The following is a 22,204-nucleotide window of genomic DNA, read 5'->3' as shown; positions in this document are numbered from 1 at the left end:
GACAGATGCCCCCAAAGCGGTCAATTGAATTGTCATCACAGCCCAGCTGCGGCAAGATAAGCATATGAAAACGCTGTTTCCTATGCTGCTACCTCTGATGGTATTGTCTTCTTGCGGACCGCTTTCGCTCTACTATCGCGAGGGTGAAACCGTATCGCGCCTGCAAAAAGAGACCACCCAATGCCAGCTCAAGGCGGTCAAAGAGGTCCCGGTCGCCAATCAGATCCGCCAAAGCCCGCCAACCTACTGGCCCGGGCGCACGTATTGCGACGGCAGAGGTCGTTGCTATCAATCGCCCGGCTGGTGGCAGCCTGGCAGGGTCTATACCGTGGATGTAAACCAAGGCTTGCGCAACACGGTCGAAGCGCAATGCATGGCCCAGAAAGGGTTTCGACCAGTCAGCCTGCCGCCGTGCAAGCAGAACGTGAAATCACGCGTGCCCGCAACCCGCACCACCACTTTGCCGCCGCTCAACAGCGCCTCGTGCTTTGTGAAATTCGATGACGGCTCATTTCAGATCATAACGCCCGGTCAGGCCGGCTGATGCCTGATGTTTTTCGTGTGCACGGCCTGCACTTTCAAGTTGGGTCAAGCCCAACCTGAGACCGTGCGACCGGCAGACTATTCTGCCGGTTCAGGTTCATCAATTTGCGCAACACGCGCGCCGGATTTGTTCGAAGTCACCACCCCCAGCGACTTCAACTTCCGATGCAACGCGCTGCGCTCCATGCCAACAAAGCTGGCCGTGCGACTGATATTGCCGCCAAACCGGTTGATCTGAGTCAGCAGATACTCTCGCTCGAACGCCTCGCGGGCTTCGCGCAGCGGCAAGGTGGCCAGTGCGCCAGACAACACAACACGACCGGTCTCTTCAGCCTTTTCTTCTTCATTGGGTAGCTCGCGCGCCTCAATCGGGCCGGATCCATCGCCCAGGATCAGAACACGCTCGATCAGGTTCTTGAGCTGGCGCACGTTGCCGGGCCAGGTCATTGTCTGCAGAAGGGCAACGGCCTCTTCCGACAATTCCCGGATCGGCAAACCCTGGGTTTCGTTGCACATCTCAATGAAGTGCTGCGCCAGAACCGGAATATCTTCGCGCCGATCTTCCAGTGACGGAACTGCTATCGGGACAACATTCAGACGGTGGTACAGCTCTTCCCGGAACCGCTCGGCGGCGATTTCCTCATCAAGATCCTTGTTTGTCGACGAGATCACGCGAAGGTCCACGCGCACCTTGTCACTTCCACCGACGCGCTGGAATTGCTGATCTACCAGCACTCGCAGGATTTTGGATTGAGTGCCAAGGGGCATGTCGGCAACTTCGTCAAAATAGACCACACCACCATGTGCCTCTTCCAACAGTCCGGATTCCACGCCACGTTCTGCCGATTCCCGACCAAACAGAACCTCTTCGACACGCTCAGGCTCGATCCCGGCACAGTTTACGGTGATAAAAGGCCCGTTGGCGCGGTTGGAGTGGGCATGGATGTACCGCGCTGCAATCTCCTTGCCGGACCCCGCAGGACCGCTGAGCATCACACGGCCATTTGACTTGGTCACCTTGTCCAACTGCCCCTGCATGGCGCGGAACGCTGCGGATTTGCCGATCATGTCCGAATTGTTGACTTCTTTCCGCTTCAGAGACGCATTCTCGCGACGCAGGCGAGAGGTCTCCATCGCACGGCGGATCACCACCATCAATTGGTCAATGTTAAAAGGCTTTTCGATAAAATCATACGCGCCCTGCTTGATTGCAGCGACGGCAATTTCGATGTTGCCATGGCCCGAAATGATCACCACCGGTACATCCGGGTTGTCACGTTTCACTGCTTTCAGGATGTCGATGCCATCCATGCGGCTGTCTTTCAGCCAGATATCCAGGATCAACAGCCCCGGCGGTTCAGAGTTGATTGACGCCATGCACTCGTCCGAGTTGGCCGCCAGCCGGGTGGAATAGCCTTCGTCCTCCAGAATGTCGGACACCAGCTCGCGAATATCGCGTTCGTCATCTACGATCAGAATGTCACTCATCTTTGGCCTGCTTTCAGTTTGTTGGTTCTAATTGCCTGCTTCTGTGGCGCTGCCGTTGGGGACATAGTAACCCCCGGCAATCGGATCACGGCCATCGCGCCAAAATGGTCCTGTCCGTCAAATACGGGCGCGTCCTCGAGGGTCAGCGCGCCGCCATGCTCTTCAATGATCTTCTTGACGATGGGCAGGCCCAGCCCGGTCCCTTCGTCACGTGTCGTTACATAGGGTTCAAACAGCCGTGCCCGATCCTCGGGCAGACCGATCCCGTTATCTGCAATGGTGATGACCGTACCCGCATCATCACTGGTAACCGCCACTTTGATCTGTGACTGAAGGTTGTCGGGAGCCCCTTTTTTCTTAAGAGTTACAATGGCTTCCCCGGCATTCTTGATAAGGTTGGTAAGCGCCTGGTTCAGCATGGTTGCATCCACATCAGCCATGATAGGCTGTTGCGGCAGATCGGCATCGATCAGCACATCCGGTTGCCCAGCCTGTTGCAACAGGACCGCCTCACGCACCAGATCAACAAGGTTCTCTTCCCTGCGTTCAGGTTCAGGCATCCGTGCAAACTTCGAGAATTCATCCACGATGCGACGCAGATCGTTGGTCTGCCGCACAATCACGTTGGTCATCGAATCCAGACTGCTGCTATCTTCCTCGTCCAGCTTGCGCGAGAACTTGCGCTTGATCCGTTCCGCGCTCAGCTGAATCGGGGTCAGAGGGTTCTTGATCTCATGCGCGATGCGGCGGGCCACATCGCCCCAAGCCGCCATCCGTTGGGCGCTGACCAGATCGGTTACGTCATCAAAGGCAACCACATATCCTTCCAGGCCCCCGTCTTCTCCGCGCCGGATGGCCATACGGACCAAAAGGTTCTCAAGCCGCCCCTTGCGGGTCACCTTGATTTCTCCCTGAACGGCCTCTTGCCCGCTGTCTTTCAGGCTTTCAAACAAGGGCAGGAACTCTGGCACTGCAATGCCAATGGCCAGATGCCGCTCGCCCCGGGTCCAATCCAGCAACCGCTCGGCAGAACGGTTCACGAATGTGATGCATCCTTCCGGATCTACGCCAACGACACCGGACGTGACCGAGCTGAGCACCGAGTCAAACAGACGGCGTCGGCTTTCAATCTGCCGCGTGTTCTCCAACAGCGTATCCCGCTGCCCTTTCAACTGCCGGGTCATCTGGTTGAAATACCGGCCCAGCATCGCGATTTCGTCATCGCTGGCTTCTTCAATAACCTGAACGCTCAGATCACCGGCCCCAACCCGCTGTGCCGCAGTGGTCAACCGTCCCACGGGACGCGACAGCCGTTCGGCAAACCACATGCCCAAGGACATTGCCGCAAGGATTAGGATCAAGGCAAAGCCCAGATACAAAAGGCCGAACTCGAACAACACCCTGCCCCGTTCACTTTCAAGCTGCTGGTAGAACTGTGCCGTTTCCTTGGTATCGTCCAGCAGGGTCAACAACTGTCCGTCCACCTCGCGGCTGACATAGAGGTAGCGGTCCAGAAAGGCTTTGAGAGGGACCAGCGCACGGAACTCATTGTTGGGCCAGTCGGCAATGATCAGCAGGCCCTTGTCGGCGGCTTCAGCAATCTGCTCGGCGGTTGGGGCTTCGTAGTTGAACAGGTAGGACCGATCGCCACGCGATTTGATTTCGCCACCGCCGTCGATGACATAGGCTTCGCGCAGCCCCCGTTGAATCTGAGCCTGCCCCTGCGCCAGAACTTCGCGCAGTTCTGCGTCCGAGATATAGAAATCCAGCGATCGCGCATTATCCAGATATCGCGCCAGAACAGACGCGTCTTGTGTCAATCCACGACGGTGTTCCTGTTCATAGGCTTCTGCTGCGGTCAGCGAAGATCCCACAACCTGGCGCACCCGGTCGGAAAACCAGCCCTCAAGGCCGATGTTGACGGTCAATCCGGCAAATATCGCTACGGTTACCGTTGGAACCAGCGCTAGCAGTGTAAACGCCCCGATCAGGCGCAAATGCAGGCGCGAGCCCGCCGATTTCGCCCGACGTGCGGCAATCAAGCTGCCAACCTGTCCAAGCACAAGTGCTGCAACAACCAGAACGTATACAAGGTCGGCCAACAGAATCAGTCGCAAGGTCGGAGCTGTCGCGCCAAGATCAAAGGGACCGATAACAAGGTAAGTGGCCAGCGCCAGAACGGGGCCCATGAGGACCAGCCCCAAAGTGCCAAAATTGCGCAGTTTCCGTGATTTACTCCATCGACTGATCGATGGGATCATCCCGCTCTGTGCTCGGGTTGCCACTGTCTGCCCTCATCCTGATGTGCCGCTTGCGCGGCTTACCGCCATATATCGTGATCTTTTCCCAACAGATGCCGGGATGCCACGGTTTGTGTGGCGATATTACATCAGTTTGCGTCGACGTGTCACCTGAATATCGAGATCAGTAATCTTTTTTCGCAGCGTATTTCGGTTGATTCCCAAAAGATCGGCACATTTCGCCTGATTTCCGCCAGTTGCATCCAGTGCGATTTCGATCAGTGGGGCCTCAACTTCACGCAATATGCGCTGATACAGACCCGGGGGAGGCAGAATGTTGCCATGCAGATCAAAATACCTCCGCAGGTGACGCTCGACCGAGGTCGACAGCTTTTCGCGTTCTCCACCGCTCAGGACCGGTTCTGCCTCGGGTTGGCTGCCCAGCACCATTTCCACTTCGGTTTTCGAAATTTCATCAGCCCTGCTGGTCAGACCCAACCGGCGCACGGCATTTTCCAGTTGCCGTACGTTCCCAGGCCAGGAATAGCGCCGCACCAACTCCACCGCCTCGGGGCTGAGCCAGCGCTTTGTGCCGTTTTCCCGCTCTTCCCGCGTCAGGAAATGCTCGGCCAGCAACGGAATGTCGTCCACCCTTTCTCGCAATGACGGTACGTGGATCGTGGCCCCACACAGACGATAATAAAGGTCCTGGCGGATACGTCCGTTCTCCATCCCTTCGGTCAGGTCTGTTTGGCTGGTGGCCATGAAGCGAGGAACGTGATCGCCCGGTGTGTCCATCATGCGCACGATGCGCGCCTGAACTTCATCCTCGATATCTGCGATTTCATCTATCAACAGCGTGCCGCCGCGAACCCGCGCCATCACGCGCGCCGGGCCTTCCAGATCGCGCAGTTCAGCAGCTGTGACTGTGACAAAGGGCAAGGTTCGACGGTCGGAGAAATCGTGAATAGCCCGCGCAATCAGTGACTTGCCCGTGCCACTTTCACCAGAAATCATGACCGAGAGATCCGTGTTCATCACCCGTGCGACCAATCGGTAAAGGGCCTGCATCACCGGTGTACGCCCGACCAGAGGCAGCTCTTCGGGGCGCTCGCTTGTGCCTTCGGTTGGTACTGGCTGGGCACGTTGTTTCTGATCCAGCGCCCGAGCCGTACGTTTCATCAGATCCGGCAGGTCGAACGGTTTGGGCAGATAGTCGTAGGCGTCCGCCTCAGTTGCCTGAATCGCCGTCATGATAGTGTTTTGTGCGGAAATCACGATCACCGGCAAACCGGGGCGGTCTTCGGCAATCTTCGGCAGCATCTCTAGACCGTTTCCATCCGGCATGACCACGTCCGAAATCACCACGTCCCCCTTCCCCTCGCTGACCCAGCGCATCAGAGTGGTCAGCGAAGAGGTCGCGTGCACCTTGCACCCGGCACGCGTCAGGGCCTGCGTCAGAACAGTGCGGATCGTGCGATCGTCGTCCGCAACCAGTACGGTGCCATCCATCAGGTGCTCTCCTTCATGTCGTCGATTGTATCTCGCGGCGCGCGGCGCAGCGACAGTTTGAATACCGTACGCCCGGGAACGGATTCGGCCGAAATCCAGCCGTCATGGTCCGAAATGATCTTGCTGACCAGCGCCAACCCCAGGCCGGTGCCGTTTTCCCTGCCGGATACGAACGGATCGAAAATGTCGCCACGGATGTTTTCAGGCAGCCCCGGACCATCGTCGATAATCTCGATCTGCAAGGGCAGCGAATGCCCTGATCCGTCGCTGCGACGCAGCCGGAAGGAATGTTCGAAATAGGTGCGCAGACGAATCGTTCCACCCTGTGGTCCCGCCGCCTCGGACGCATTCTTAAGCAGGTTCAGGACCACTTGCAGAAACTGGTCCGGGTCTCCATAGGCCAGCGGCAGCGACGGGTCATAGTCTTCGATGATCGTCATATCCGCACCAAACCCCAGCAACGCGGACCGTCTTGCGCGATCCAGCACATCGTGGATGTTGACCGGTTTGAAGTCCGGTTTCTGCAGATTGCCGAATTGCTCGACCTGTTCCAGCAACTTCACGATCCGGCGGCTTTCGGCGACAATAAGATCAGTCAGTTCAAGATCTTGCGGCGGTATATTCATGCTAAGCAACTGCGCGGCACCGGTGATCCCGGCCAGCGGGTTCTTGATCTCATGTGCCAGCATCTCGGCCATGCCGATGGCGGATTGTGCTGCCGACTTGACCGTGTTTCCGCGCGTCATCCGACCTGCCAGCTCGCGAGGCGAGATGATCATGATCATGGAACCCGGATGCCCAACCAAAGGCGCAATCTGCAACGCGCATTGCAGCGGTGCCCGGCTACCCGATCCCACATCCACATCATTCACGAACAAAGGTGTGCCCTGCCAACGGGCGCGCTCAAATGCCTCTTCCAACGGTGCGTCCACGGCAATCTGATCCCACACAGGATGGCCGATCACCGATTTGCGCGACGCGTTCAGAAACCCCTCACCCGCAGCATTCACATCGGATATCCAGTCCTTTTCATCAATAATGAACGCCGGAACCGGCAGCGAGTTCCAGATGCTGGTGTCAGAATTCATGCCGCCACCTCGTCCGTGTCGCTGAGCGCATCCGCCAACAGGCGCAGCACTTCCCCCGGATCGCGTGACGTCAGGACCGCCCGGCGCAGAGGCGCAGGTGTTGCGGCTTCGTCCATGTACCACCCCAGATGCTTGCGGGCGACACGCAGACCCAGATCGGTGCCGTAGAAATCCAGCATCGACTGATAATGCGCGCAAACCATATCAATCAGATCATGACCGGTCGGAATGTCGGGTGTCTCGGCCCCGTACAGGTCGTGACAGATTTGCGCCAACAGCCAGGGCTTGCCCTGAGCACCACGGCCAACCATCACCCCATCCGCGCCGGACTGGCGCAACGCGGTTCGCGCGGCGGCAGTGTCCACGATATCTCCGTTCGCGATGACCGGGATCGATACGGCCTCTTTCACCGCCCGGATCGCCTGCCAATCGGCGTGACCCTTGTAGAACTGACAGCGTGTGCGGCCATGGATCGTGACCATCTGAATACCCGCGTCTTGAGCGCGGCGCGCCACGTCGGGCGCGTTCAACAGATTGTCGTCCCATCCCAACCGGGTTTTCAGCGTCACCGGCAGATCGACCGCGCCCACCACGGCCTCAATCAGTGCAAGCGCGTGATCTGGCGTTTTCAGAAGGGCCGAGCCGGAGTAACCGTTTGTTACCTTCTTGGCGGGGCACCCCATGTTGATGTCGATCACACGCGCGCCACGGTCGGCGACCTGACGGGCCGCCTCGGCCATCCAATGCGCCTCGCGACCTGCCAGTTGTACGGCGGTGTTTTCCACGTCCGCGGACAGTTCCGCCCGCTCCCGCACGCCGGGTTTGGCCTGCACCATCTCTTGACTGGCGACCATTTCACTGACCACCATGCCCGCACCAAAACGCATCACCAGATCGCGAAACGGGCGGTCGGTGATTCCAGCCATGGGCGCCAGCAAAACAGGCGGCGCGACTTCCTTGTCAGAAAGATGCAAAGTCAACGTGCTTAATCCTTGGGCAGTTGTGGTTTTGATATCGTTTTCCGCGCATATGAACAACAAAGCAGCGCGAAACAAGCCCGCAAAACCATCATTTGCCTGTTTTTTAATCACATGACCATGGGTGATTGCCTCTGCATTCACCTCCGCCTAAACAATGCCCATCACGAGGAGAGCGTGCACATATGACAACCGCCGCCATCATAGTTGCCGCCGGTCGCGGGTCGCGCGCCGGGGGTGGCGTGCCAAAGCAATGGCGTAGCCTTGCGGGTCGGCGGGTGGCCGATTGGACGATCCAGCGCTTTCGCGGACAGCTGGATCACATTGTTCTGGTGTTGTCCGACGAAGATAGCGCCGCATGGGAAGAATTTCGTGAAACCGACCTGATCCTTGCCTCGGGCGGAACGGATCGCGCGGGATCGGTGCGCAATGGATTGGCCGCACTGGCCGGCCTGAACGTGCAGCGCGTTTTGATCCACGACGTGGCAAGGCCTTGCGTCACACCCCGCATCATACAGGACGTTCTGAACGCCCTGGACACATGTCCGGCGGCGGCGCCCGGGCTGGCGGTTACAGATGCGCTGTGGATCGGGCATGAACAGGTTGTAACCGGCACGCAGGATCGCAGCAACCTGTTCGCCGCACAAACTCCGCAAGGGTTTCACTATGACGCCATCACCGCTGCCCACGCTGCCCATCCCGGCGGCGCGGCAGATGATGTCGAGGTTGCCCGAGCCGCCGGGCTCGATGTCTGCATCGTACCGGGCGATGCTGACAATCTGAAAATCACTTGCCCCGAGGATTTTGCCCGGGCGGAACGCATAATGGAAACGGACATGGATGTAAGGCTGGGCAACGGGTACGATGTGCACCGTTTTGGCGATGGAGATCATGTGATCCTTTGCGGTGTGAAGGTGCCGCATGACCGCGGGCTGCAAGGCCATTCGGATGCCGATGTCGGGATGCACGCAGTCACCGATGCGATCTATGGCGCGCTCGCTCAGGGGGATATCGGACAGCATTTCCCACCTTCGGATCCGCAATGGAAAGGCGCAGCCAGTGAGATTTTCCTGCGCCACGCGGTCGAGCTGGTAGAACAGATGGGATACCGTATCTCGAACGTCGATTGCACGCTGGTCTGCGAATATCCGAAAATTGGCCCGCATTCAGAAACCATGCGGGAAAAGATGTCTGACATCATGAACCTGCGCGCAGATCAGGTTTCGGTCAAGGCGACAACGTCCGAGCGATTGGGCTTTACCGGCCGTAGCGAGGGCATCGCCTCGCTCGCCACAGCCTGTCTGGTGAAGGCATGAATATCGCACAGATGATCGGTACGGTTGGCGGCGTTGGCTATATGCGCCCCGCCCCCGGCACCTGGGGGTCGCTGGTGGCCTTGCCGATGGCCTGGGTATTGCACACGCTGGGTGGTTTCCCGTTGCTGGCGATCGCAACGGTTGCAGTTTTTTTCGGCGGCCTCTGGGCCACGCGGGTAATGACCAGGGGTCAGGATGACCACGACCCGTCCGAAATTGTCATTGATGAGGTCGCAGGCCAGTTCATCGCGCTTTGGGCGATTTCCTATCCGTCATGGGCGCATGGAATCGACATTGCCGCGCTCTGGCCCGGCTGGGTTGCTGGGTTCATCCTGTTCCGTCTGTTCGACATCACCAAACCGGGGCCCATTGGCTGGGCTGATCGCCGCGGAGATCCGATGGGCGTGATGCTGGACGACGTGATTGCGGGTGTTTTTGCAGCCATCGGCGTGATGGTTCTGGCAGGTATAGCACACGGAGTTCTGGGGCTATGAACGTGACAGACCTGCTGGACCGCGCCAAGGCGCAAGGCGTGATGATCGCCACCGCCGAAAGCTGCACCGGCGGCATGGTCGCTGCGGCCCTGACTGACATTCCCGGCAGCTCTGCCGTCGTGGATCGGGGTTTCGTCACCTACACCAACCAAGCCAAACAGGACATGCTGGGCGTTCAGGCCGAAACGCTGAACGCGCACGGTGCGGTTTCCGAAGAGGTTGCCCGCGAAATGGCAGAAGGCGCGCTGCGCAATTCACGAGCGCAACTTGCCGTCTCGATCACCGGTATTGCCGGGCCGGGCGGGTCCGAATTCAAACCTGAAGGGCGTGTGTGTTTCGGGCTGGCCGCCGAGGGACAGCCGACGCATGTCGAAACCGTCGAATTCGGCGCACCCGGTCGCGATGCTGTGCGGCGTGCGGCGCGCGACCACGCCTTGGGCCTGCTGTACACGGCCCTTTCCGCAGACGCCTAAACTTTCAGCACATGGCCCCTGAAACCGCTTCTTTTGAAGTCAGTTGAAAAAAGGCTGCCAAAACAGGCGCTTTTTTTCGCCTTGCCTCTTTTTTCTCCAACCGACGGTGGCTTGAAACAGCCCACACCGCTCACACAGCGCCGATCTGTGCCGAGTTTCGACGGACCGGCGCACTCATTCGGAAGGGAGAATGGCCCATGAACGGAGCAGACACAGCCTGGATCATCGTTGCAACCGCATTGGTCCTTTTCATGACATTGCCAGGCCTCGCCCTGTTCTATGGCGGCCTCGTGCGTGCCCGAAATGTCCTCAGCGTGTTCATGCACTGCTTTTCAATTGCCTGTTTGATGAGCGTCCTTTGGCTGGTCGCAGGTTATTCCATCGCGTTCGGCCCCGGTGAAAGCGGACTTTGGGGTGGTTTGGGCAAAGCCTTCCTCAACGGCGTCGACGTGGACAGCCTTGCAGGAACCCTGCCCGAGATCCTGTTCTTTGCCTTTCAGATGACCTTCGCCATAATCACCCCGGCGTTGATCGTGGGCGCCTATGTCGAGCGTGTGGGTTTTGGCTTTGTCCTGACCTTCTCGGCCCTTTGGATGCTGCTGTGCTATGCACCGGTGGTGCACTGGATCTGGGGTGGAGGGATGCTGGCTGATGGCGGCATTCTGGGCGAGATCGGAGTGCGCGACTTTGCTGGCGGCATCGTGGTGCATGAAACCGCTGGTCTGGCAGCCCTGATCATCGCGGTTATCCTCGGCCCTCGGCGTAACCGTACCACGCCTCCGCATAATCCCGGCTATGTCATGATCGGTGCCGCAATGCTTTGGGTTGGCTGGTTCGGTTTCAATGGTGGCTCGCAACTGGCCGCCGATGGCGGAGCAGCGATGGCCCTGACCGTAACGCACCTGTCCGCTGCCACCGCATCCCTAAGCTGGGCCCTGTGGGAACGTATCCGTTTTGGCAAGGCCTCGATGGTCGGTCTGGTCACGGGCACAATCGCCGGTCTGGCCTCGATCACGCCCGCTTCAGGTTTCGTCGGTCCGGTTCAGGCCCTGATCATTGGCGCGGTGGCCGGCGTTCTGTGTCAGGAAGCCGTCAGCGTCGTGCGCAACAAGCTGAATATCGACGACACGCTGGATGTGTTCGCCGTACATGGCGTCGGCGGTATCTTCGGCACGATCATGATCGCCCTGTTTGGCCTCGGAACCTGGACCGCGCAGTTGGGTGGGCTGATTATCGTGGGTGCCTTTACGGCAGTTGTCACGTTTGTGTTGGTCAAACTGGTTGCACAGATCACGCCACTTCGCGTAGACGCCGAGACCGAGACAAATGGCCTCGACCTCTCGGTACATGGCGAGCGGGCCTATGACATGAGCAGTTAAGCCCACCTTGGCTGCCCATCGCCCGTAAGGGCAAAAGCGGACCTCTTGGGGGTCCGCTTTTCTTTTGTCCAATCCCTCTCGACTCCGGCACAAGGGTCGGGCTATCAGCCCGCAACGTGTTTTCAGCCCCGAGGTTTGCACCATGATCCCCAGTTCCTTTCCCGACAGCACCGAAATCGCCCGCCTGACCGCGCGAATGTTGCTGGAGATCAAAGCCGTGCATTTCAATGCGCGCGAACCGTTCACGCTGGCCAGCGGCCTGCCCAGCCCGACATATATCGACTGCCGCAAACTGATCTCGTACCCGCGTATCCGCTCGACCCTGATGGATTTCCTGACCGTCACAGTAATGCGCGACGCAGGCTTCGAGGCGTTCGACAACATCGCAGGCGGGGAAACGGCGGGGATCCCCTTTGCCGCCATGGTCGCCGAGCGCATGGCCCTGCCCATGACTTATGTCCGCAAGAAACCCAAGGGCTACGGCCGCAATGCCCGTATCGAAGGCGCGATGAGCGAAGGCGAACGTGTACTGCTGGTCGAAGACCTGACAACCGACGGCGGCTCGAAACTGTCCTTTGTCGATGCGATCCGCGAAACCGGTGCTACTTGTAGCCATACTGCAGTGATCTTCTATTACGGCATCTTCCCCGAGACCGAGAAGACACTGGGCGATCACGGGGTTCAATTGCACAGCCTTTGCACATGGTGGGACGTTCTGGCCGAGGCCAAGGCGCAGAAAACCTTTGACCAAGAAACACTTGACGGTGTCGAGGCCTTCCTGAATGACCCGCGCGGATGGCAGGAAGCCCATAAGTCGTGACCTCAAGCCTGTGGGCGAATTGGGGATAGTTGATATTCGAATCGTCCGAAATCGTGCCTATCTAGGCGAAAATTGCAGTTACGACACCAAATGTTGCGATAACCTCACTGCCGTGCAAAACTGGACGGAAGTTATCCCCATTAAGGTGGGCAGTTATCCCGAGGCCGGGGGTGGTTATCCCAACTTACCCCCATTCATTTGCAGATAGCCTGAACCGGGGCTTCGCGTGTAGAACCTCGGAACGGGCAGCGGGGACAAAAATGAACGAGATTAGCAGCATCGAGCAGGCAGCGGCACAGATTCAGAACGCCGAAACCATGCCGCATTCCATTGAAGCCGAACAACAGCTTCTGGGTGCGATCCTGACCAATAACGACCTGTATGACCGGGTCGCCTCGATCATCGGGGCTGAACATTTCTACGATCCGGTCCATGCCCGGATTTACGAAGTGGCCGCGGCCCGTATCGCAAAGAATGCGCTCGCCTCGCCCGTAACGCTCAAATCGTTCATGGCCGAGGATGAGGGCCTGAAAGAACTGGGCGGTCCCGCCTACCTGGTCAAGCTGGCCGGTGCCTCGATCAGCGCATTCGCGGTGCACGACTATGCCCAGATGATCTATGACCTCGCCATCCGGCGCGAATTGATCCGGCTGGGCCGCGATATCTCGGACAAGGCGGCGCGGGTCGATATCGCCAGCGAGCCGAAAGAACAGATCGTCGAGGCCGAGCAGCTGCTTTATCAGCTGTCCGAGCAGGGCCAGACCGAGCAAGGCTTTCAATCCTTCCTCAAGGCTGTCACCGAAGCCGTCAACGTCACCAACGAGGCCTACCAGCGCGGTGGCGGCATGGCTGGGATTTCCACCGGTCTGGCCGATCTGGACAAGCAATTGGGCGGGTTGCACCCGTCCGACCTGATCATTCTGGCCGGGCGCCCATCCATGGGTAAAACCTCGCTGGCGACCAACATCGCCTTCAACGTTGCCAAGGCCTTCAAGCGCGGGACTAAACCCGACGGCACCGAGGGTGCGATAGATGGCGGCGTGGTTGGCTTCTTCTCATTGGAGATGAGCGCGGAACAGCTTGCAGGCCGGGTTCTGGCCGAAGCCTCGGAGATCTCGAGCCACAAAATCCGTCAGGGTGACATGACCGAGGCCGAATTCCGCCGTTTCGTGGATGCGGCCAAGGAACTGGAAGCCTGCCCTTTGTTTATTGACGACACCCCGGCCCTGCCGATCTCGCAACTCGCCGCCCGTGCGCGACGGTTGAAGCGGACGCATGGGCTCGATCTGCTTGTCATCGACTACCTCCAGCTTTGCCGGGGCATGGCCGACAACCGCGTCAACGAAATCGCCGAGATTTCGATGGGCATGAAAGCCATCGCCAAGGAACTGAACATCCCGGTGGTCGCCCTGTCCCAGCTCTCCCGTCAGGTCGAAAATCGCGACGACAAGCGCCCGCAACTCAGCGACTTGCGGGAATCAGGATCGATCGAACAGGACGCTGATGTGGTTATGTTCGTGTTCCGCGAGGAATATTACAAGGAACGGGAAAAGCCCGGCGATCACGAACTGGAAAAGATGGAAGAGTGGAAGCAGGCGATGGAACGTCTGCACGGTAAGGCCGAAGTCATCGTCGGCAAGCAGCGCCACGGCCCCATCGGTACGGTCGAATTGTCGTTCGAGGCACAATTCACCCGCTTTGGCAATCTGGTCAAACCCTGGCAACAGGGCGGTGAGATCGAGGGCTATTGATCGCGGACTGAACGCCCGCCCAAGATGCTACACGCCAAGCACTTTTGTGTTTTCCCCGCCCGGTGTTAAAGTGACGGTGACGTTCAGCCAGAATGCACCGTTCCCGCCCGGAGACCAGCAGAATTGCCCGCGATTATTTCGGAAATAAGATATCGCAACGGCCCGAACTTTGCTCCGGACGGAGATTTCATTGAAATCCGTGTCCCCACCGGAACCGATGTCACCGGGTTGCAGGTTGATGTTTACAACGCCAACGGCTCGGTACGCAGTTCGACAGATGTCGACACCGGAACGATGACCAGCGTGGGCGGGTTCGATTATTACGTGATCTCCGCCCGGATTAATCGATTGGGGGCAATTTCATTGTCAGACAATGGTTCGGTTCTTAGCTTTGTGTCCTTTGACGCTCAGGTGACTGCGACCCAGGGGCCAGCCAATGGCCAGACCTCGACCCAGATAGGCAGCAACGGGACTGACGATACCGCGTCCTTGTCATCGAAGGATGGGGTTAACTTTGTAGAAGACCCCAATCCCAGCCCCGGAGCCCCCTGTTTCACCTCTGGCACCCTTATCCTGACGGATCGTGGGCAAATATCCGTTCAGGACATAAGGTCAGGCGACCGGGTCATGACAACCGGTGGCAATTCGGAAGTCGTTCGTCTGGTTCTATCCCGGTCCCTTCGCCAGTCGGACCTTTTGAAAACGCCCGAACTGCGCCCGGTCTGCATCATGGCCGGGGCTTTGGGACACGGATTGCCCCGTCGAGACCTGATGGTATCGCGACAACACAGAATACTGGTCCGATCAGACATAGCGCAGCGCATGTTCGACACGCGAGACGTTTTGGTCTCGGCCATCCGGCTGACTGATTTACCGGGCGTTCATGTGAAATGTGACGCGACGCAGGTGACTTACCACCACCTTGTCTTTGACCGCCACGTGGTACTCTTTGCCGAAGGTGCGCCAAGCGAAAGCCTGTTCACCGGCCCCGAGACCCTCAAATCCCTTCCACCCGAAGCGTTGCACGAGCTCTTGCAGCTTTTTCCGGGGCTGAACCGCAATCGGGATATGGACCCTGCCTTCTATATCCCAAGTGGCAGACGTCAGAAAAAGCTGGTGGCCCGGCACATCCGGAACAGTAAGGCAATCCTGGATCAGGCCCAGTTCTAAGCGATGCCAAGATCGTCGTGGGCCCAAACCAGACAGCCTACCTCGTTTACCAGAGCGACGGATTATTTAGTGCGGAAACGCATCGCGACGGGCCTTTCAAAGGCTTCATTTCGTGACCATCCAACGCCTGACCCAACCAACCATGCGGTTGGCTGAGTTTCAGCGGCGGTTGGGCGGTGTCTTCCGAGATCTGCGCAAAACCTGTTTTGCAATAGTAGGCCGGATCGCCATAGGTCAGTGCCACATCCACACCTGACGCCCGCAAGCGATCCAGACCATAAGAAATCAGCGCCTGTCCAATACCTGTTTTTTGCGAGCCCGTTTGAACGGCCATCGGTGAGAGGATGAACACATTGCGCGTATCCTGCGAAAACGTCATCCTTGAAAAGATGGCACAGCCAAGCAGCTCGTGATCCTGATGCGCCGTGCACACCAGGATATCTTCGGGAGGCGTGCTGTTGATCAATTCACGCACGAATGCACCAATTACCGCCCCCTCTTCCGGCCCTTCCGACGCAGCAAAGACATCCGCAAAAAGACTTATGATCTGTGATGGGTCTCCGGCCAATCCGTTAGAAAAATCCATGGCTTCCTCATTGGTTGACGGTGCGCCCTCGCCTTCGCCGGGGCGGAACGATCCTGTTCCCAAGATCGCTTTAACTTTGATGTGAAAACAATCCCCGAACCGGGCAATTACAACGGAAGGTTGGCGAATCTTCTGATTTTTTGGTGTTTTCCGCCACAACAGACGAAACACCGTCAAAAACCGCCAGGTAAATGCGCCATTCCCTCTTGACCTTGGACGGCGCAATGTCATGAACAGTGCCATGAGTACTGCACGTTTGACGATCAATCTTCAGGCGCTCGCCAGCAATTGGCGGGCGCTCGACGCGAAAACCGGGGTCGAAACCGGTGCCGTGGTCAAGGCCGATGCCTACGGGCTGGGTGCCGGGCCTGTCAGCGACACGCTGGCCGAAGAAGGCGTTCGCAAGTTTTTTGTGGCTGCCGCAGAAGAAGGCGCTGTTGTCCGCCAGGCGGTTGGCCCCGGCCCGATGATCTGTGTCTTTTCAGGGCATATGGAAGGCGACACACAATTGCTGCTCGCCAACGATCTGACGCCGTTGATCAATTCGCCAGAGCAGTTCCAACTCCACCAACAAGCCCTGCCCAACCATCCGTTCGGCATTCAACTGGACAGTGGCATGAACCGTCTGGGTCTGGAGCCCGCCGACTGGGCCGAATTGCGCCCAAAGGCTGAGGCGCTGTCACCTGTTGTCATCATGTCCCATCTGGCCTGCGCGGACGAGCCGGACCATCCGATGAACCAGCAGCAGCTTAGAACCTTCCGAGAGATGACCGAAGGTGTCACTGCGCCGCGTTCTCTGGCTGCAACCGGCGGCATGCTTTTGGGGCCAGAGTTCCATTTCGATTTCTGCCGCCCGGGCATTGGTCTGTACGGCGGCCTGCCCTTTGCGGATGCCAAACCCGTTGTCACGGTCGATCTGCCTGTCATTCAGGTGCGCAAGGTGGCCGTGGGCGAAACTGTTGGTTACGGCAACAGCTGGGTTGCGCGTCGACCGTCTCGTATCGCCACAGTCGCGGCGGGGTATGCAGACGGCCTGCATCGCGCCATCGGCGGCGGGATCGACACCTTCGCCGGCAACCAGCCCTGCCCGGTTGTCGGCCGCATCTCAATGGACCTGATCACGGTGGATGTCACCGACCTGCCCAAAGACCCGGAACGCCTGCGTATCCTGAATGGCCATCAAACCGTCGATGATCTGGCTGAAGCTGCCGGTACAATTGGCTATGAAATCCTCACATCAATGGGCAATCGCTATTCGCGGGGCTATGTGGAATGAACCCGATCACCGCGCTCGGAGGTCTGGGCCGCACAGTTCTAAGCCTGCTTGCGGCCTTTGGCCGGGTGGCTCTGTTCGCGCTTGATGCGATCTCGCATATCCTGCGCCCCCCTTTCTATCCGCGCGAATTTGGTATGGCCCTGCTGAACATCGGCTGGCTGTCCCTACCCGTCGTCGGCCTGACGGCGATTTTCACCGGCGGTGCGCTGGCGTTGCAGATCTACGCCGGCGGCGCGCGTTTCAACGCCGAAGCCGTGGTGCCCCAGATCGTCGCCATCGGCATGGTGCGCGAACTTGGCCCGGTTCTGGTCGGGCTGATGATCGCAGCCCGCGTGACATCCTCGATCGCGGCCGAGATCGCCACGATGAAAGTGACCGAACAGATCGACGCGCTGGTCACACTGTCCACGCATCCGATGAAATACCTCACCGTCCCGCGGGTTCTGGCCGCGCTGATTACAGTGCCTGCATTGGTAGCAGTGGGTGACATCATCGGAATTGCCGGCGGCTACACCGTGGCCACGCAAAACCTGGGCTTCAACCCGGCGACCTATCTGAAAAACACCGTGGATTTCCTGGAAACCCGCGACATCGTCTCGTCGCTGGTCAAAGGCGCGGCCTTTGGCCTGATCGCAGCTATCATGGGCTGTTACTACGGCATGAATTCCGGCCGTGGCGCACAGGGCGTGGGCCGCGCCACCAAGGGCTCGGTCGAAGCCGCCGCCGTGCTGATTCTGGCTGCAAACTTCGTTCTTACGGGGGTTTTCTTCTCGCTATGATCCGGATGGAGAACGTACATAAAGCCTTTGGCGACAACCACGTGCTGCAAGGCATGAACCTTGAAATCCCTAAGGGCACCTCGATGGTCATCATCGGCGGGTCAGGCACCGGCAAATCGGTCGCCCTGAAGTGCATTCTGGGCCTGATCAAGCCCGACAGCGGCATGATCTATGTCGACGGAAAAGACGCAAGTAAAGGCGACCGGGATGCGTTTCTGGCCCGGTTTGGCATGCTGTTTCAGGGTGCGGCCCTGTTTGACTCTCTGACCGTATGGCAAAACGTTGCCTTCCGCCTGCTGCGCGGTTCATTGAAGCGTCCAACCGAGGAAGCCCGCGAGATCGCCATAGAGAAACTGCGCCGCGTGGGACTTAAATCCGACGTGGCCGACCGCTTTCCGGCCGAGCTGTCAGGTGGCATGCAAAAACGCGTGGGCCTCGCCCGCGCCATCGCCGCCGAGCCCGAGATCATCTTTTTTGATGAGCCCACCACGGGGTTGGACCCCATCATGTCCGGCGTCATCAACGACCTGATCCGCGAAATCGTGACCGAGATGGGCGCCACCGCGATGACCATCACTCACGACATGAGCTCCGTCCGCGCGATTGCCGACAACGTGGCCATGCTGCACGGAGGCGTGATCCAGTGGACCGGGCCGGTCAGCCAGATGGACGCCTCGGATGATCCGTATGTGGAGCAATTCATCAGCGGCAGTGCCGAGGGGCCGATTGAGGCGGTGCGGTGAAACCTCCTGCGCTCGACGAAAAAAACTCAAAACTCATCGACGGAACTCCCGAAGTCATACGTTACACCAGTGTAACTCTTGTATTTTTTGGAGCTTCCCCATGCCCACTTCTTATTCGCGCACCCAAATCGCCCTCCATTGGGCTATTTTCTTTCTGATCGCGGTTCAGTTCCTCTTTCACGATCCGATTTCTGAGGCATGGGATCAAATCGAACGCGGATTACCCGTCTCTTTTCAAGCACCAGTTGCTCTCCATGTATTCGGAGGCCTGCTTATCCTTGCACTTGCGATTTGGCGGATCGCATTGCGACTGACCCGCGGCGCACCATCACTCCCGGAACAGGAAACCGCCGCGATGAAACTCGCTGCTCATGCAACCCATTTCTCGCTGTATGCCTTGATGTTGCTTTTACCGGCCTCTGGCGCCCTTGCTTGGTTCGGAGGGATAGAAGCATCCGCTGAAGTGCATGAAGTCATGAAAACGCTGATGCTTGTTTTGGTTCTTCTGCATATTTTGGCCGCCCTGTTCCATCAGTTCGTCCTGAAAACCAATTTGATGGCCCGTATGAGGCGGGCAGAATAGCCTTCTAAACAAGCATCCTTGCACAGACGATCCAACGACGTACTGTTAGGCGGTCAAACGTAACTGAACTGGCCGCCATGACCCTCCGCCTCACCACCCTCTCGCTGCTGATCCTCTACCCCATCGCGTGGTTCGCCCCGCTGATGCGCGCAGGGTTCCTGCCGATCTTCGGTCTCAGCGAAATCAGCGTCATCACCGGGCTGCAATCCTTGTGGAAATCCGACGTCTTCCTTGCGCTGATCGTCACCATCTTCGCCCTCTTTGCGCCCTACATCAAAACCATCGGCACCGCCCTGATCCAATGGAACCTGCTGGACCCACGCGTTCAGCCCGCGCTCAACATCCTCGGCAAGCTGGCCATGGCTGACATCTTCCTCATCGCGCTCTACATCACTTTGGCCAAGGGCATCTCTTATGCGACCATCGAAACTGCATGGGGTCTTTACCTGTTCACCGCCTGCATTCTGGCTTCGATCGCTTTGGGCCATATTACAGAGATGAAATCCACTTCACGAAAAGCTCAGACCTAATTGATTGAAAACACAAATCTGAGTATCATCTTTGTATTTCGAGCAGCAGTGTTTTGTAGTTTTCGGGTCCGCAGCGGATCGCGCTAAGTCGTTAGATTACCTTCCGCTTTGACCCGGTGTGTTCCGGTTTGAGAAGGAGTTCGACGATCATGGCCGCCCTCCACAGTATTACATTACGGTTTCAGAATGCCTTTTTAAGATTGACCTTTTTCCTTATCTGTATGGCTGCTTTACTTGCCGTTTCAGCCACGCTTTTGTCCGCTTTGGGTGTATTGCCGTGGCTCTCGATGCAGGCCGGATTTGGCGAGGCACCGGCAAAGGATGCCGGCATGTTCATCCAGATTGTCCTGACAGCGCTGATTCTCATGCTGGCGTTTTACCTGCCAGCCAATGCCCGAATGATGGCGCTGGAAAACAACCACCGCAAATTCGCGCTCAACATGCATGACATCGCAGAAGCGTATCACATGGCCCATACCGCTGACCGGGGCGGGCTGTTCATGATGTCCTCCGAGTTTGACGCAGTCAAAGAACGCATGGGTTTTCTGCGCCAGCACCCTGACCTGCAATCGCTTGAGCCAGAGATTCTGGAGCTGGCCGCTCAGATGAGCCAGATCAGTCAGGAACTGGCCCAGACCTATGGCGATGTCCGGGTCGAACGCGCGCGGATGTTCCTGCAACAGCGGCAGGAAGAGATCGAGCTGTTTCAGCGGCGTCTGGAAGAAGCGCAGATCATCCAGAACGAATTGCGCCAGTGGACGCGGGATGTGGAAATGGAAGAGACAATCGCCAAGTCGCAACTTACGCGCCTGCGGGATGAGCTGTTCGAGCTTCTCCCCGAACTGTCCACCCAACTACAGGCTCCACGCAATGAGAGTTCTTCCAAGGCGGCCAGCGTGATTGCAATGTCGCCCCTTCGACCGGCGGAATAGGCGCGACTGCGCCCGCTGCGGACGATGGCCCATCGGGGCCTGAGGCCGCAGCGCGCCATCGGCGGTGAGGAAAGCCTACAAGGGCTTGAAGAACCGTCCAACCTCGGGCACGAAGAGCGTCATGGTAAAGACGACATCCTTCTCCTGCTCGGCCTGCGGCGCGACGCATACACGATGGTCCGGGCGCTGCGATGGGTGTGGCGAATGGAACACCATAGTTCAGGACGCGCCCCTATCGGCTGGCCCGGCCAAAAAATCACTCGGCGGAAAACGCGGCCAGTCCATTGCACTCACAGACCTGTCGACCGAGGAAACGCCGCCGCCCCGTACACTCTGCGGGGTTGAGGAGCTGGACCGCGTTCTGGGCGGCGGGCTGGTCCCGGCTTCGGCCCTTTTGGTGGGCGGAGACCCCGGCATTGGGAAGTCCACCCTGCTGCTGCAAGCCGCGGCGCGATTCGCGCGTGCAGGCGTGAAAACCATCTATGTCTCGGGCGAAGAAGCCAGCGCGCAAGTTCGCATGCGGGCCCGCCGTCTGGGGCTTGAGGACGCCCCCGTTCAACTCGCCGCCGAAACCAATCTGCGCGACATCCTCACAACGCTTGAAGCGGAAAAGCCCGGTCTGGCCATCATCGACTCGATTCAGACCATGTGGGCAGACAATGTCGACAGCGCACCCGGCTCGGTGTCACAAGTCCGGGCTGCGGCACATGAATTGACCACGTTTGCGAAACGGCACGGTGTTTCGATCATCATGGTTGGCCACGTCACCAAGGATGGCCAGATCGCCGGCCCTCGCGTGGTCGAGCATATGGTCGACACGGTGCTTTATTTCGAAGGCGAGCGCGGCCACCAGTTCCGCATACTGCGCGCAGTCAAGAACCGCTTTGGCCCGGCGGACGAAATCGGTGTATTCGAAATGACCGGCAAGGGGTTGGCACAAGTCACCAACCCATCGGCCCTGTTCCTGTCCGAACGTGGCAAACCAAGCCCCGGCTCTGCTGTTTTCGCCGGAATTGAAGGTACCCGCCCCGTGTTGGTCGAATTGCAGGCGCTCGTCGCACCCTCACCTCATTCGCAAGCGCGCCGAACCGTCGTAGGATGGGACAGCGGAAGGCTGGCAATGATCCTCGCAGTGCTCGAAGCGCGCTGCGGCATCCCCTTCGCGGGCCTTGATGTCTATCTGAACGTCGCCGGTGGATTAAAAATCAGCGAACCCGCTGCCGATCTGGCCGTTGCCGCTGCGTTACTGAGCGCACGCGAAGACACGGCCCTTCCCACGGATACGGTCGTTTTCGGAGAAATCTCGCTGTCTGGGGCACTTAGACCTGCCCCACAGACCGAAAACAGGTTGAAAGAAGCGCAAAAACTTGGTTTCACAGCGGCAATTGCTCCGGCAGGTGGCAAAACTGGCACTGTGGCAGGTCTGACACTCACCCGACCCTCTGATTTGGTGGGGTTTGTTGGCGAAACCTTCGGAGCAGGTTAAAGTCGCGCCTCGAGGGGCAGAAAAAGAACAGGCGAGGG

22 protein-coding genes are annotated in these 22,204 nt (G+C 58.6%); 15 read left to right on the top strand and 7 right to left on the bottom strand.

Annotated elements, in window-relative coordinates; genetic code table 11:
- The first annotated feature begins 64 nt into the window (after positions 1-64).
- Positions 65-544: a hypothetical protein gene (locus AC2FEB_RS06345; RefSeq protein WP_171632096.1), complete on the top strand. Its 480-nt coding sequence runs from the start codon at positions 65-67 to the stop codon at positions 542-544.
- Positions 545-621: 77 nt separating this feature from the next.
- Here AC2FEB_RS06345 and ntrX read toward each other — a convergent pair whose 3' ends face one another.
- The 5 genes from ntrX to dusB form a co-directional block, all read right to left on the bottom strand.
- Positions 622-2,031 (bottom strand): nitrogen assimilation response regulator NtrX, encoded by a 1,410-nt coding sequence (gene ntrX / locus AC2FEB_RS06340; protein WP_117868782.1) that lies wholly within the window; start codon positions 2,029-2,031, stop codon positions 622-624.
- Positions 2,028-4,292 (bottom strand): sensor histidine kinase NtrY-like, encoded by a 2,265-nt coding sequence (locus tag AC2FEB_RS06335; protein WP_496676506.1) that lies wholly within the window; start codon positions 4,290-4,292, stop codon positions 2,028-2,030. The genes ntrX and AC2FEB_RS06335 overlap by 4 nt, the downstream gene beginning before the upstream one ends.
- Before the next feature lie 123 nt (positions 4,293-4,415).
- Positions 4,416-5,783, bottom strand: a complete 1,368-nt coding sequence (locus AC2FEB_RS06330) for a response regulator (RefSeq protein ID WP_299893740.1) — start codon at positions 5,781-5,783, stop codon at positions 4,416-4,418.
- Positions 5,783-6,871 carry a two-component system sensor histidine kinase NtrB gene (locus AC2FEB_RS06325; protein WP_117868779.1) on the bottom strand — a complete coding sequence of 363 codons (1,089 nt, stop codon included), beginning with the start codon at positions 6,869-6,871 and terminating at the stop codon, positions 5,783-5,785. The genes AC2FEB_RS06330 and AC2FEB_RS06325 overlap by 1 nt, the downstream gene beginning before the upstream one ends.
- Positions 6,868-7,851, bottom strand: coding sequence for a tRNA dihydrouridine synthase DusB (dusB, locus tag AC2FEB_RS06320; RefSeq protein WP_496850330.1), 984 nt, complete (start codon positions 7,849-7,851; stop codon positions 6,868-6,870). Before dusB ends, AC2FEB_RS06325 begins: the two co-directional genes overlap by 4 nt.
- A 182-nt stretch (positions 7,852-8,033) precedes the next feature.
- Between dusB and AC2FEB_RS06315 the strand changes: the two genes are divergently transcribed.
- The 7 genes from AC2FEB_RS06315 to AC2FEB_RS06285 all read left to right on the top strand — a co-directional run bounded on the left by AC2FEB_RS06315 (position 8,034) and on the right by AC2FEB_RS06285 (position 15,251).
- On the top strand, positions 8,034-9,164 hold the full coding sequence (locus AC2FEB_RS06315) for a bifunctional 2-C-methyl-D-erythritol 4-phosphate cytidylyltransferase/2-C-methyl-D-erythritol 2,4-cyclodiphosphate synthase (protein ID WP_117868778.1): 1,131 nt from the start codon (positions 8,034-8,036) through the stop codon (positions 9,162-9,164).
- Positions 9,161-9,658, top strand: a complete 498-nt coding sequence (locus tag AC2FEB_RS06310) for a phosphatidylglycerophosphatase A family protein (RefSeq protein WP_117868777.1) — start codon at positions 9,161-9,163, stop codon at positions 9,656-9,658. The genes AC2FEB_RS06315 and AC2FEB_RS06310 overlap by 4 nt, the downstream gene beginning before the upstream one ends.
- A complete protein-coding gene (locus AC2FEB_RS06305; RefSeq protein WP_299893748.1) occupies positions 9,655-10,131 on the top strand; it encodes a CinA family protein in 477 nt (158 codons plus the stop codon). The genes AC2FEB_RS06310 and AC2FEB_RS06305 overlap by 4 nt, the downstream gene beginning before the upstream one ends.
- 197 nt (positions 10,132-10,328) lie before the next feature.
- A complete protein-coding gene (locus tag AC2FEB_RS06300; RefSeq protein ID WP_117868775.1) occupies positions 10,329-11,510 on the top strand; it encodes an ammonium transporter in 1,182 nt (393 codons plus the stop codon).
- Between the two features lie 142 nt (positions 11,511-11,652).
- Positions 11,653-12,330: an orotate phosphoribosyltransferase gene (locus AC2FEB_RS06295; protein WP_117868774.1), complete on the top strand. Its 678-nt coding sequence runs from the start codon at positions 11,653-11,655 to the stop codon at positions 12,328-12,330.
- Positions 12,331-12,590: 260 nt separating this feature from the next.
- Positions 12,591-14,081, top strand: a complete 1,491-nt coding sequence (locus AC2FEB_RS06290) for a replicative DNA helicase (protein WP_496671013.1) — start codon at positions 12,591-12,593, stop codon at positions 14,079-14,081.
- A gap of 123 nt (positions 14,082-14,204) precedes the next feature.
- Positions 14,205-15,251, top strand: a complete 1,047-nt coding sequence (locus AC2FEB_RS06285; protein WP_496671016.1) for a Hint domain-containing protein — start codon at positions 14,205-14,207, stop codon at positions 15,249-15,251.
- 46 nt (positions 15,252-15,297) lie between these two features.
- Here AC2FEB_RS06285 and AC2FEB_RS06280 read toward each other — a convergent pair whose 3' ends face one another.
- Positions 15,298-15,837, bottom strand: a complete 540-nt coding sequence (locus tag AC2FEB_RS06280) for a GNAT family N-acetyltransferase (RefSeq protein ID WP_496671019.1) — start codon at positions 15,835-15,837, stop codon at positions 15,298-15,300.
- A gap of 241 nt (positions 15,838-16,078) precedes the next feature.
- On the opposite strand from AC2FEB_RS06280, the gene alr reads away from it, so the two are divergent.
- The 5 genes from alr (at position 16,079) to AC2FEB_RS06255 (ending at position 19,748) form a co-directional block, all read left to right on the top strand.
- Positions 16,079-17,113 carry an alanine racemase gene (alr, locus tag AC2FEB_RS06275; protein ID WP_496671022.1) on the top strand — a complete coding sequence of 345 codons (1,035 nt, stop codon included), beginning with the start codon at positions 16,079-16,081 and terminating at the stop codon, positions 17,111-17,113.
- On the top strand, positions 17,110-17,892 hold the full coding sequence (locus tag AC2FEB_RS06270; protein ID WP_117868770.1) for an MlaE family ABC transporter permease: 783 nt from the start codon (positions 17,110-17,112) through the stop codon (positions 17,890-17,892). Before alr ends, AC2FEB_RS06270 begins: the two co-directional genes overlap by 4 nt.
- Entirely contained in the window at positions 17,889-18,635 is a 747-nt protein-coding gene (locus AC2FEB_RS06265; RefSeq protein WP_496671024.1) for an ABC transporter ATP-binding protein, read from the top strand. Before AC2FEB_RS06270 ends, AC2FEB_RS06265 begins: the two co-directional genes overlap by 4 nt.
- Positions 18,636-18,735: 100 nt before the next feature.
- Positions 18,736-19,218 (top strand): cytochrome b, encoded by a 483-nt coding sequence (locus AC2FEB_RS06260; protein WP_496671027.1) that lies wholly within the window; start codon positions 18,736-18,738, stop codon positions 19,216-19,218.
- Positions 19,219-19,295: 77 nt separating this feature from the next.
- Positions 19,296-19,748, top strand: coding sequence for a paraquat-inducible protein A (locus tag AC2FEB_RS06255; protein WP_496671030.1), 453 nt, complete (start codon positions 19,296-19,298; stop codon positions 19,746-19,748).
- Between the two features lie 181 nt (positions 19,749-19,929).
- Here AC2FEB_RS06255 and AC2FEB_RS06250 read toward each other — a convergent pair whose 3' ends face one another.
- Positions 19,930-20,085: a hypothetical protein gene (locus AC2FEB_RS06250; RefSeq protein ID WP_254683795.1), complete on the bottom strand. Its 156-nt coding sequence runs from the start codon at positions 20,083-20,085 to the stop codon at positions 19,930-19,932.
- Between AC2FEB_RS06250 and AC2FEB_RS06245 the strand changes: the two genes are divergently transcribed.
- Together AC2FEB_RS06245 and radA are read left to right on the top strand one after the other, a co-directional pair.
- Entirely contained in the window at positions 20,078-20,680 is a 603-nt protein-coding gene (locus AC2FEB_RS06245) for a DNA repair protein (RefSeq protein WP_299893768.1), read from the top strand. The two genes, AC2FEB_RS06250 and AC2FEB_RS06245, sit on opposite strands and share 8 nt — an antisense overlap.
- Before the next feature lie 121 nt (positions 20,681-20,801).
- Entirely contained in the window at positions 20,802-22,166 is a 1,365-nt protein-coding gene (radA, locus tag AC2FEB_RS06240; RefSeq protein ID WP_299893770.1) for a DNA repair protein RadA, read from the top strand.
- Positions 22,167-22,204: the final 38 nt, after the last annotated feature.

The sequence above is a fragment of the Ruegeria sp. YTSC106 genome (genome assembly GCF_059609765.1).
The sequence above is the reverse complement of the archived record's forward strand: the minus strand, read 5'-3'. Positions and strand labels throughout refer to the sequence as shown.